The organism is Terriglobia bacterium, from assembly GCA_020072565.1.
Classification (GTDB): domain Bacteria; phylum Acidobacteriota; class UBA6911; order UBA6911; family UBA6911; genus JAFNAG01.
Genome location: JAIQGI010000026.1, coordinates 43,151 through 55,020, shown reverse-complemented (window position 1 = coordinate 55,020; position 11,870 = coordinate 43,151). Strand labels below are relative to the sequence as shown.

At 60.1% G+C, this 11,870-nt stretch carries 11 protein-coding genes; 4 read left to right on the top strand and 7 right to left on the bottom strand.

Translation table 11 applies throughout. From position 1 onward, the window contains the following. Window positions 1-3: 3 nt before the first annotated feature. The 3 genes from LAP85_17070 to xseA form a co-directional block, all read right to left on the bottom strand. Complete coding sequence (locus LAP85_17070) at window positions 4-888, bottom strand: polyprenyl synthetase family protein (GenBank protein MBZ5498114.1); 885 nt, start codon at window positions 886-888, stop codon at window positions 4-6. Between the two features lie 113 nt (window positions 889-1,001). Next, on the bottom strand, window positions 1,002-1,244 hold the full coding sequence (gene xseB / locus LAP85_17065; GenBank protein ID MBZ5498113.1) for an exodeoxyribonuclease VII small subunit: 243 nt from the start codon (window positions 1,242-1,244) through the stop codon (window positions 1,002-1,004). Between the two features lie 98 nt (window positions 1,245-1,342). Continuing rightward, window positions 1,343-2,683 carry an exodeoxyribonuclease VII large subunit gene (xseA, locus tag LAP85_17060; GenBank protein ID MBZ5498112.1) on the bottom strand — a complete coding sequence of 447 codons (1,341 nt, stop codon included), beginning with the start codon at window positions 2,681-2,683 and terminating at the stop codon, window positions 1,343-1,345. Window positions 2,684-2,869: 186 nt separating this feature from the next. Between xseA and queF the strand changes: the two genes are divergently transcribed. The 4 genes from queF to LAP85_17040 all read left to right on the top strand — a co-directional run bounded on the left by queF (window position 2,870) and on the right by LAP85_17040 (window position 7,665). Continuing rightward, window positions 2,870-3,268 (top strand): preQ(1) synthase, encoded by a 399-nt coding sequence (gene queF, locus LAP85_17055; GenBank protein MBZ5498111.1) that lies wholly within the window; start codon window positions 2,870-2,872, stop codon window positions 3,266-3,268. A 53-nt stretch (window positions 3,269-3,321) separates the two neighbouring features. Next, on the top strand, window positions 3,322-5,373 hold the full coding sequence (locus LAP85_17050; GenBank protein ID MBZ5498110.1) for a thioredoxin domain-containing protein: 2,052 nt from the start codon (window positions 3,322-3,324) through the stop codon (window positions 5,371-5,373). Between the two features lie 135 nt (window positions 5,374-5,508). Next, window positions 5,509-6,360 (top strand): acetyl-CoA carboxylase, carboxyltransferase subunit beta, encoded by an 852-nt coding sequence (gene accD / locus LAP85_17045; GenBank protein MBZ5498109.1) that lies wholly within the window; start codon window positions 5,509-5,511, stop codon window positions 6,358-6,360. Between the two features lie 3 nt (window positions 6,361-6,363). Then, window positions 6,364-7,665, top strand: a complete 1,302-nt coding sequence (locus LAP85_17040) for a bifunctional folylpolyglutamate synthase/dihydrofolate synthase (GenBank protein MBZ5498108.1) — start codon at window positions 6,364-6,366, stop codon at window positions 7,663-7,665. 46 nt (window positions 7,666-7,711) lie between these two features. Here LAP85_17040 and LAP85_17035 read toward each other — a convergent pair whose 3' ends face one another. The 4 genes from LAP85_17035 to LAP85_17020 all read right to left on the bottom strand — a co-directional run bounded on the left by LAP85_17035 (window position 7,712) and on the right by LAP85_17020 (window position 11,763). Further along, window positions 7,712-8,209, bottom strand: coding sequence for a biotin/lipoyl-binding protein (locus LAP85_17035; GenBank protein ID MBZ5498107.1), 498 nt, complete (start codon window positions 8,207-8,209; stop codon window positions 7,712-7,714). Between the two features lie 168 nt (window positions 8,210-8,377). Then, complete coding sequence (gene accC, locus LAP85_17030) at window positions 8,378-9,895, bottom strand: acetyl-CoA carboxylase biotin carboxylase subunit (GenBank protein MBZ5498106.1); 1,518 nt, start codon at window positions 9,893-9,895, stop codon at window positions 8,378-8,380. A 142-nt stretch (window positions 9,896-10,037) separates the two neighbouring features. Further along, window positions 10,038-11,588: a methylmalonyl-CoA carboxyltransferase gene (locus LAP85_17025; protein ID MBZ5498105.1), complete on the bottom strand. Its 1,551-nt coding sequence runs from the start codon at window positions 11,586-11,588 to the stop codon at window positions 10,038-10,040. 40 nt (window positions 11,589-11,628) lie between these two features. Beyond that, window positions 11,629-11,763 (bottom strand): hypothetical protein, encoded by a 135-nt coding sequence (locus LAP85_17020; GenBank protein MBZ5498104.1) that lies wholly within the window; start codon window positions 11,761-11,763, stop codon window positions 11,629-11,631. Between the last annotated feature and the right edge of the window lie 107 nt (window positions 11,764-11,870).

The window sequence follows — 11,870 nt, the reverse complement described above, 5'->3', positions numbered from 1 at the left end:
AATTCAAGTCGTCCGGCTGCAAACGAACTGTGCCAACTCGCGCAGCGGTTCGGCGCGGTTCCCGAATTCCCGGATCTCATCGAGGGCGCCGCAGATCAACTCCTGTGCCTTCTGGCGCGATGCCTCAATTCCGAACAAGGCTGGATAAGTGGCTTTCTTCACTTTCTGATCTTTACCGGCCGTTTTCCCGAGTTTCTCGCTGCTGGCGGTCAAGTCCAGAATATCGTCCACGATCTGGAAGGCAAGGCCGATTTTGCGGCCGAACTCCGTCAACGCATGGAGCTGCGCGGCATCGGTGCCGGCAGCCAGCGCCCCGCAGCGCGTGCAGCTCGTCAGCAATGCTCCGGTCTTCGAGCGATGGATATACTCCAAGACCGGTGCGATGACAGTCTTCCCTTCCGACTCCAGGTCTACCACCTGTCCCCCGATCATCCCTTCGACCGTGCCGGTCGCGTACGCAATCTCCCGAATAATGGCAAGCCGTGTCGCATCGGTAACATTCGGCAGTTCCGCCAGCACCTGATAAGCCCGCGTCATGAGGGCATCCCCGGCCAGGATCGCAATGGCGTCGCCGAACACCTTATGGCAGGTCGGGCGCCCCCGTCTGAGATCGTCATTATCCAGGGCGGGGAGGTCGTCGTGAATCAGAGAATAGGTGTGCATCATTTCAACGCCTGCCCCGAGGTGGAGCAGAGTATCCCGCGCGCCACCGGCGCTTTCTCCGGCAGCCAGCACCAGAATCGGACGCACGCGTTTGCCCCCGGCAAAGATGGAATAGCGCATCGCCTGATGGATCGTAGGGGGTTCTTCTTCCACCGCCGGTAACAGGCGCTCCAGCTGTTGATCGACTGCGAGTCTTATCTCCGACAGGTAACTGTGAATATCCATCAAAATGCCTAGGTATATTTTGAATTTAAGATTTTGGATTCTGGATTTGCGAAAGCCCACCAGCCCGAGAATAAAGTACCAGCCGGTTTCCGATCCAAAATCTAAAACCCAAATCATTTGGCGGCATCGTCGCCTTCCGTGGTGAACGGCGCTTCCACCATGCTGCCGTCGGCGCTCTTGATCAGAGTTTCCACTTTGCGTTCTGCTTCCTCGAGCTTCGCGTTGCAGAATCGGCTGATCTTTACGCCCTCCTCAAAGAGTTCCAGAGCATGATCGAGCGTGAGATCGCCCCCCTCCAGCTTCCCCACGATTTCTTCGAGCAGCTTCAGGTTGCTCTCAAAATCCTTCATTTTCATGTCCAAATCGCACCTCCGAAGCGGTGAATAAGCTGTCCCAACCCGGATCCCGGAATTGGACGGGATAAGCCGCCCGGACCCGAAGGCTCCGGGAGGAATCAGCTCTTTGTCTCTTCGACCCGGCAGCCGAGTTCGCCCCGCGCCAGTTTGACCTCGACGCGTTCCCCGCGAACGATCCCGGCCACGTCGCGCAGGATGACTCCGCGCTGGCTGCGGCAAATGGCATAGCCCCGCTGCAGGATCGCCAGCGGGCTGAGCGCATTCATCCGGCCCGCTTCCAGTTCCAGCTTTGATCTCCGGCTTTGCAGCCAAGTCCTGGCCGCAGACTGGAGGCGGTTTCGTTTTCCGGCCAGAATCTCCGCATTGCGGGCGATGGTCTGGCGCAGGTCCACTTTTATGAGCCGCATTTGCAGCACGCGCTCGCGGTGCCGGAGCGCAGTGAGGTGCCGCGCCATGGTTTGCGTCATCTTCAGCGTCGATTCATCGAATCGCTGCTGCAGTTCGCGGACCTTGTTGGGCGCAACGTTGAAGGCGCGGTTGCGCGCCAGGCGCTCGAGTGCAGACCGCCGCCGCTCCATCAGCAACCGCACGGCCTGCAGCGCGCGCAGGCTCAGCGAACGCACCGTGGCCAGCAGATCCTCGCGCGCCCCAGACACCATTTCGGCAGCGGCCGAGGGCGTGGGCGCGCGCAGGTCAGCCACAAAGTCCGCGATGGTGAAGTCCACCTCGTGTCCCACGGCGGAAATCACCGGTATCTGCGAGGCATAAATGGCGCGGGCGACAATCTCCTCGTTGAACGCCCACAGATCTTCCATCGATCCGCCGCCGCGAGCGACGATGATCACGTCGATATCGTCCCGGGCATTGAAGTATCTTACGCCGGCCGCGATTTCTTCCGCCGCCCCCGTGCCCTGAACCCGGGCAGGAAAGATGAGAATGTCGAGCGAGGCATTGCGGCGGTTGAGGATGCGCAGCATGTCCCTTATCGCCGCGCCGGTCGGAGAGGTCACGATACCGATCTTCCTGGGCAAAAGTGGAAGCCGGACCTTGTGCGCCTCATCGAACAGCCCCTCGTTGCGCAGCTTCTGCTTGAGCTGCTCGAAGGCCAACTGAAGAGAGCCCACTCCCACGGGCTCCATGTACTCGACCAGAATCTGATAGTCGCCGCGCGGCTCATAAACGCTGATCCTTCCACGGACGAGCACTTCCAGACCGTCCTCCGGACGGAATTTCAAGTAATAGTTGTTGTTTCTGAAAAACGCCGCCTTCAGCTGGGCCCGGTCATCCTTGAGGCTGAAGTACATGTGGCCGGACGAGTGGTGCTTGAAATTCGATATCTCGCCTTTGACCCACAGTACGCCGAATTTCTCCAGGGTCTGTTTGATCTCTGCGGTGATCTCGTAGACGGTATGGATTTTTCGTTCCGCGAGTTGATCCACGTCTCATGTTTATCATGAAAGGCGCAGGATTAACAATTGCCTTTGATTCTGGATTTTGGATTGTAATCCTGGATTTTGGGCCCGGGCCCTGCGCATGAGTCTCAAATCCAAAATCCCCAATCCAAAATCCAAAATAGGAGTATCGTCTTTGCAGGTTCGCCGAAGCGGGGGTATCCTGTGGCAGCCATGAGACGATACACCGAGAAGCATGCGAAAGCGGGAATCGATGCGGTTCTGCCCGCAGTCGAATGTTGGGAGAACCAGTATCCCAGATACGAGATCCGGATCAGCATCCCCGAATATACCTCAATGTGCCCCAAGACCGGGCTGCCCGACTTCGGCACCATTGAGATCGTTTACGTTCCGGCACGGTGGTGCCTGGAATTGAAATCGCTCAAAGAGTATGTGACCGCCTACCGGAATGTGGGGATCTTTTACGAAAATGCGGTCAATCGCATTCTGCGCGACCTGGTATCGGCATGCCGGCCGGTCCGAATGATCGTGCGCGGCCAATTCACACCGCGCGGCGGCATCCAGAGTACCGTCGAAGCAAGATATGAACGCCCCTCCAAAAAAAAGCACTGAGTGCTCAGTACTCGATCTTGACGGCCGTCTGTGCGCGTCCTACTCTGGCTGGTATGACGAATGCGCTGATCCATGAAACCAGCCCCTATCTGCTTCAGCACGCCCATAATCCGGTTCAGTGGTATCCCTGGTCGGAGGAGGCTCTGCAGAAAGCCAAGGAAGAGGACAAGCCGATCCTGCTCAGTATCGGCTACTCCGCCTGCCACTGGTGCCACGTGATGGAGCGCGAGTCATTCGAGAACACGGAGATCGCCGCGCGCATGAACGAACTCTTCATCAACATCAAGGTGGACCGGGAGGAGCGGCCCGATCTCGATGCCGTGTACATGAAGGCGGTCCAGATGATGACGGGCAGAGGCGGCTGGCCCATGACTGTGTTCCTGACTCCGGATCAGGTGCCGTTTTATGGCGGCACCTACTTTCCGCCGGAAGAGCGTCATGGGATACCGGGATTCCCCCGCGTTCTCCTCAGCGTCGCCCAGGCATATCGTGAGCGAAGAGCCGAGATCGGGAAAGATGCAGCCGCAATCATGCATGAATTGCAGAGCGACATCCAGCTCCCCCCCGCGACCGGAGAACTGACCCCCGATATCCTCGATAAGGCCGCATCAAGCCTGATGTCAGACTATGATCTGCAAGATGGCGGCTTCGGCACGGCTCCCAAGTTTCCTCCGGCCATGCCTCTGGATTTTCTGCTGCGCTCCTTTGCCCGCACCGGAGCCCGGCGTTTCCTGGAGGCCGTGGAGCAAACGCTTCAGAAGATGGCATCCGGCGGCATTTACGACCAGCTCGGCGGAGGTTTCCACCGCTATTCCGTCGACTCACACTGGCTGGTTCCGCACTTTGAGAAGATGCTTTACGACAATGCCTTGCTGAGCCGGATTTACCTGCATGCCTTTCTGCTCACCGGCAACCTCCTCTACCGGCGTGTCGTCGAAGAGACGCTGGGGTACGTGCTGCGCGAGATGACCTCGCCGGAAGGGGGATTTCATGCGACTCAGGACGCGGACAGCGAGGGGGAGGAAGGCAGATTCTACACCTGGGAGCGGCGCGAGGTCGAAGACCGGCTGGGAAGTGAGGATGCCGAGCTATTCTGCCGTTATTACGGAATCACCGCCGAGGGGAGTCTGGGAGGCAGGAACGTCCTCCATATTCCGCGCCCGGCCAGCCTTGTGGCCCGGCTGAACGGGATTTCTGAACCGGAGTTGTGGAATCGGGTTGAGCACGGGAAGCGTGCGCTACTTGCCATGCGCGCGGATCGAATCAGGCCGGCGCGTGATGAAAAGATCTTGGTCGCCTGGAACGGACTCATGCTGAAGAGCTTCGCGGAAGCTGCGCAGGGGCTGGACCGCGAGGATTTCCGCGCCGCGGCGGTGCGGTGCGCCGAATTCCTCCTTTCGCGTCTGGAACAAGGCGGCCGCCTCCTGCACAGCTATAAGGATGGCCAGGCGAGGATCCCCGCATTTCTGGACGACTATGCGTGCCTCGTGGACGGGCTGTTGTCGCTCTATGAATCGACTTTTGAGCCGCGCTGGCTGCAGGAGGCCACGAGACTCGCCGCCATCACGGTCGATAAGTTCCAGGACCGCGCCGGCGCGGGATTCTTCATGAGTTCGGGGGAACACGGGGATCTCATTCAGCGGCCAAAGGAATTCTACGACCATGCCCAACCCTCAGGCAATTCCGCGGCCGCCCACGCGCTGCTGCGGCTGGCAAAATTCACCCGGGACGAAAGCTGGTCCCACCCTGCCCTGTCGCTATTGAAGGCTCTGGCCGAGGTCATGGCCCGTCATCCGGCCACATTCGGCCATCTGGCCTGCGCTCTTGATTTCGCTCTGTCGGGTGCGCTCGAGATCGCCATCGCAGGCGACCCGCGCGAGGAAGCGACACGCACGCTCTTGCGCGAGGTTTTCCACCGTTACCTGCCCAATAAGATCGTGGTTTGCGGGGATGGTAGCGAGCTTTTCCTGCTCAGGGAGCACGTGCAGGTTTCGGGCCTCCCAACTGCCCGTATCTGCAGCAGCCACGTTTACCAGGCGCCGGTCACAAGCGCAGCGGAGCTCGCCTCACAATTGAAAGCCCTGATGCCGCAGTCGATTCCCTGATCTCAGCATGCCCTTGCTTTCCAGCGCACTGGACTCATGAGCGCGCCAGGTGATAGGATTTAGTACTCTGTGGCGAGGGTGTCCGACCTGATTCCAGGTGCTGGCGGCCGCGGAACGCTCCCGGGAGCGAAAACTATGGCCTGGTTCAAGAAAGAGAAACCTCCGCTTCCCGCATCCCTGAAAGATGAGGACAAGACCATCCGCACCGAAGGGCTGTTCACCAAGTGCGAAGGCTGTCGCGCCATCATCTGGAAGAAGGATCTGGATGCCAACGAAAGGGTCTGCCCCAAGTGTAGTTTCCATGCCAGGATTGGAGCGCAGGACCGTCTGCGTTCGCTGTTCGACGAAGGCGCCTTCGAGATCCAGGATACGAATCTCGTATCCCCGGACCCGCTGAAATTCGTCGATCTGCAGCCGTATGCACAGAGGCTCGCGGCGGCACGTTCCGCCACCAGGCTCAACGACGCCGTAATCAACGCCTCCGGCAAGCTCGGCGGCCGGCCCACGCTGATCTCTGCTATGGAGTTCGGCTTTCTCGGCGGTTCAATGGGTTCGGTCGTCGGTGAGATGCTCACGCTCGCCGTGGAGAGGGCTGCACGCGAGAGGTTGCCGATCATCATCGCATCGGCATCGGGCGGCGCCCGCATGCAGGAAAGCACCTTCTCGCTGATGCAGATGGCCAAGATCAGCGCCTCCCTGGCCCGTCTGGACGATGCGCGGATACCTTTCATATCGCTGCTGACGGATCCTACGACGGGCGGAGTTACGGCGAGCTTTGCCATGCTGGGAGATCTGATCATCGCCGAGCCCGGCGCTTTGATCGGTTTTGCCGGTCCGCGCGTCATTGAACAGACCATCCGCCAGAAGCTGCCCAAAGGTTTCCAGCGTTCCGAGTTCCTGCTGGCGCACGGCATGATCGACGCCATTGTAGACCGACGCGACCTGCGCGAGTACCTGATCAATGCCTTAAACTTCTTTCTCGCCTGAACCTTGAATTACAGTCAAGTTCTCAATCTTCTGTCACAGCGCGGCAATGAGGTGCGCGGCATTCACCTCGGCCTGCACCGCATTGCGGCCATCATGCATGCTCTCGGCAACCCGCACGAAGGATATGCGGTGCTCCATATTGCCGGCACCAACGGCAAGGGTAGCGTAGCTGCCATGTCGGAGGCCATTCTGCGAGCCGCCGGCTGGAAGACCGGTCTGTATACCTCTCCCCATCTGGAGAAGCTCGAGGAACGCATTCGGGTCTCAGGCCGAAACATCCCGGCGCGGACGTTTACCCGGCTCGCCATTCAGGTTTTCAAGACGGAAGAGGAATTGTGGTCGCGCAACGAGCTCGACATGCGTCTGACCTATTTTGAGTTCCTGACCGCCTGCGCCTTCCTTCACTTCGCCATGGAAAAAGTCGACGTGGCCGTCATTGAGGTCGGGCTCGGCGGACGGCTCGACGCCACTAACATCGTCAATCCGCAGGCCTGTATCATCACCGGGATCTCTTTCGACCATCAGAATTTGCTCGGCTCGACCCTGGCGGAAATCGCGGCCGAAAAGGCCGGAATCATCAAGGCCGGAGTACCGGTCATTTCCGGATGCCGGGTGCCGGAAGCCAAACGTGTGATTCGGGCAAAGGCACGCCGGGCGACGGCCTCGCTGATGGAAATCGACAGAGATTGTCGCGTCCACGTGGTGGGCGAGCGGGGCTCATCGGTGACTGTCGACCTGAGGACGCCCAGGCACCACTATCGGCGCCTGCCCCTGGCGCTGGCAGGGCTGCATCAGGCGCGGAATGCGGCCCTGGCCGTTGCAGGAGCCGAAGCACTCGACGCATTTCCCGTGCGCATCGCCGATGTCAAGCACGGCCTGGCAAGCACACACTGGCCCGGCAGGCTGGATGAGTACTTTGCCGGTCGCCGCACGCTGCTCGAAGGCGCCCACAATGCGGAAGGAGCGCGGGCGCTGCGCAATCACCTGCTCAGATGCGAAGACAGCGAAATCCACCTCGTCTTCGGAGTGCTGGGCGACAAGGACATCCCAACCATCGGCAGACTGCTCTTCCCCCTGGCAGAGAGCATTCATCTGACCCCCGTGGCCAACTCGCGCTCGGCCCAGCCGGCGGACATCGCCGCGGCACACTCGCGGTTTCGCTCGCGCATGCGCGCGTATGGCAATGCTCCTGCGGCGCTGCGCGCAGCCTGGGACGTTTGCCCGCGCAACGGCCTCGTCGTCGTGACGGGCTCTCTCTACCTGGTAGGGGAACTGTTGCCCCTGGTACGCTCGAGAGCAAAATAGACTCCGAAACCGGCGCACAGGGTATTCGTATGTTTCGTGGTGGATGTTATTCGAGGCTGATGAGGAAACTGCCGGTGTTGACTGTCATGCCGGAGGATACACCGATTTCGCGGACAGTGCCGCTCTTGGGTGCCCGAATGTCGTTCTGCATCTTCATGGCTTCCAGCACCAGCAGGCTTTGATCATAGGCGACCGGATCCCCTTCTTTGACCAGGACTCGAACCACTTTGCCGGGCATATCGGCGTTGAGGCGCTGCAATCCCGCCTGGCCTTCTTCGACTTCCTGCTGCGAGTTCAGGCGGCGCGCATCGGAAACCCGCAGAGTGCGGGCACCTTCGCGTCCGACCATAGAGCACTTGCCGTCGGAGAACTCGATGATGAAATCATAGACACGACCGTCCAGGATCAACGAGTAGTGGCCGTTGGGAAGGAGCGCCCAATCATGCGGGACTTCTCTCCCGTCCACGGTCACTCTCCGCGTGCCCGCGGCGGAAGTCACCTCCACCGTCACCCGATGATCGTCACCCTTGATTTCCAGTATCACGAATCCCTCTGGGAGCGGGCAATCGGATGCCCGGGATTACGCACATTCAGTCACAACTTCTCAAATGAGGCATCGGCATATGCCGCGAAGTGTTCGGCGCGCGCAAGCTTGCCTCCACCTTGTTTTGCCCCGACCGGAGGCGGCAGGCTGCCGCACTCCCGGGGTGGGTTAGTAGCGCCAACCTTGCCGCAACCGCGTGTTGCCGGCCCGGCTTGCCATCTTCCAGGCGCTCTCAAGCCGTCGCGCTGTTGACGGCTTCCCATTCATGGCGGCTTCCGCATAGGCGAGCGCTGCCGCCACCGAGGCGGCATCCGAGCTGGCACGTGCGGGCGCCGCCTTAGGTCTGCGCTGCATGAACTCTTCGATGAAATTCGTCGACAGCCTCCCGCCGATGAAATCGGGATCAGAGAGCACGGCGCCGAAAAAAGCCAGGTTTGTGTGGATGCCCAGGATGCGATACTCCCCGATCGCCCGCCGCATTCGGGCGATGGCCTGGGTCCGATCTGCTCCGAAAGCCACCAGCTTCGCAAGGAGCGGGTCGTAGTAGATCGGCACCTCCCACCCGCGGTAAACGCCGGAGTCGACCCGGATTCCTGCACCGCTGGGCTCGATCAATTCACGAATGGTGCCTGGAGAGGGGAAAAAGTTGCGCTCCGGATCCTCGGCATAGATGCGGCACTCGAGAGCCCAGCCGCGCAGGCGTATGTCCTCCTGGCGAATGCCCAGCGGCTCGCCGGCCGCTATCCGCAGTTGCTGCTCCACCAGGTCGAGGCCGGTAACCATTTCCGTCACCGGATGCTCCACCTGAAGCCGGGTATTCATCTCGAGAAAATAGAATTTCATATCCTCATCGAGAAGGAACTCCACCGTCCCTGCATTTTCATAACGCGCCGCCCGGATGACCCGCAGCGCCGCCTCGCCCATCAGCCGTCGCAGATCCTCGTTCAGTGCCGGGCTGGGAGACTCTTCGATGACCTTCTGGTGTCTGCGCTGCAGGGAACACTCCCGCTCGCCGAGGTAAACCGCATTTCCGTATCGATCGGCCAGCACCTGAATCTCCACATGGCGCGGGCGCGCGACGAATTTTTCCAGGTACAGCGAGGGATCGCCAAAAGCGTTCTGCGCTTCAGAACCGGCAGCCACAAAATCTTCAGGCATGTGCCGCTCATCCTGCACCAGGCGCATGCCTTTTCCGCCACCCCCCTCCGCGGCCTTGAGCATAACCGGATAGCCGATCCGGTTCGCCTCTGTCAGCGCCTCGTCGAGTGACGCCAGGGCCCGGTAGGTACCGGGCACAACCGGCACGCCGGATTCCAACAGCACCGTGCGCGCCCCCGTCTTGCTTCCCATCAGGCGCATGGATTCGGCGGAGGGACCGACCAGAGGAATGCCGGCGTCGGCGCAGGCGCGCGCAAAACGCGGGTTTTCCGACAGAAAACCGTAGCCCGGATGTATGGCATCCGCCCGGCAATGCCTGGCAACCTCGATGATCCTGCGGATTGCCAGGTAGCTCTCGGCCGAAGGCGCCGGCCCGAGCAGATAAGCTTCGTCAGCGAGGCGCACATGATAGGATGCGCGATCCGCCTCTGAGTAGACCGCCACGGGGGAAATCCCCATGTCGCGGCAGGCGCGGATGATGCGGACCGCGATCTCACCCCGGTTGGCGATGAGCACCTTTTTAAACATAACCGGTCCCGAAGTCAGATTCTCTCTGTCAAAGCATTCAGAAACCGACCGGCAAGACATCAAAATGCCAGGAATACAGCACATGGATCCTTCTGGCGTCCGGGAGTTTGAACGTCTTGGCCGTCTGCCATCGATCTCCAGTTTAAAGCGGGATGTTCCCATGCTTGCGGGCTGGGTTGGAATCCCTCTTGTTTTCGAGCATACGCAAGCCCGTGATCAACTTGCGGCGCGTAACGCGCGGCTCGATGATCTCGTCAATGTAGCCGCGCCGGGCGGCGATGTAAGGCGAGGCGAACTTGGCGCGAAAGTCCTCCACCTTGCGCGCGCGAAACTCTGCCGTGTCGGGCGTCGTTTTCAGCTCGTTGCGGTAGAGGATGTTGACTGCTCCTTCCGGCCCCATCACCGCAATCTCGGCGGTGGGATAAGCATAGTTTAGGTCCGTCCGGATGTGCTTGGAAGACATGACGCAATAGGCGCCGCCGTAAGCCTTGCGCGTGATTACGGTAATCTTCGGCACGGTTGCCTCTGCAAACGCGTATAGCAGCTTTGCACCGTGTTTGATGATGCCTCCGAATTCCTGGGACGTGCCCGGCAGAAAGCCCGGCACATCTTCGAAGGTGACCAGCGGGATGTTGAACGAATCGCAGAAACGCACAAAGCGAGCACCTTTCACCGATGCTGATATGTCGAGCGTGCCGGCAAGATATGCTGGCTGATTGGCGACGATGCCGACGGCGCGGCCATCCAGGCGCGCGTATCCCACCACGATGTTCTTGGCGAAGTGTTTGTGCACCTCGAAAAAGTAGCGGTCGTCCACGACCGCCCGGATGACATCCCTGATGTCGTAAGGCTGATTGGGATCGCTCGGCACCACGGTGTTCAACTTCTCGTCCTCCCGGTCCCAAGGGTCGGCCGTGGTCCTGGCGGGCGGATCCTCCATGTTGTTCGAAGGCAGAAAGGTCAGCAGTTCGCGGATAGTAGCCAGACACTCGCGATCGTCTGCTACGGCAAAGTGGGCGACACCGCTGGTGACGTTGTGGGTAATCGCACCACCCAGCTCATCCATCGTCACCTCTTCGTGAGTCACGGTCTTGATCACGTCGGGCCCGGTGACAAACATATAGCTGGTATCCTTGACCATGAGGATGAAATCGGTGATGGCCGGCGAGTAGACAGCACCCCCGGCACAAGGGCCCATGATGGCCGAGATCTGCGGAATCACGCCGCTGGCAACCGTGTTGCGCAGAAAGATATCGGCATAGCCCGCCAGGCTCACCACCCCCTCCTGGATGCGGGCCCCGCCGGAGTCGTTCAGGCCGATGATGGGTGCGCCCATCTTCATGGCCAGGTCCATGACCTTGCAGATTTTCTCGGCATAAGCCTCACTGAGGCTGCCGCCGAAGATCGTGAAGTCCTGGGCAAAAACGTAGACGACACGACCGTCGATGCGGCCGAAGCCGGTGACGACCCCATCGCCCAGGATTTTCTGCTTCTCCATGCCGAAATCCATGCAGCGGTGCTCGACGAACCTGTCCAGTTCTTCGAAACTGCCTTCATCCAGCAGGAAGTTGATCCTTTCCCTGGCAGTCATCTTCCCGGCGTCATGCTGCCGCTTGAGCCGCTCGGGTCCTCCCGCCGCTTCGGCCCGTCGGTTCAGTTGTTCCAGTTCCTGGAGTTTCTCGGAAATGTCCATAGTTACGCCAGCCTGCAAGTGTCAGGTCATCAACTGCGCGTTAGAGGAGAATATCTTTCAAATCCCGTTTTTCTTTGGCAACCAATGAGGGATCGGTGGTCACACCGTCGATCAGACCATACTCCGCAACCTTGCGGATTTCGTCAATGTTGGCGGTATCGAGAAAAAACCTCATGGAGCCCTCCCTCACAGGTTCGCCTATTATAACAGACCTCCAACATCCGGCCTCCGGCCCGCCGGATTTCGGATTATAGAATGTTACTTGATGGCGCTTCCCCAACG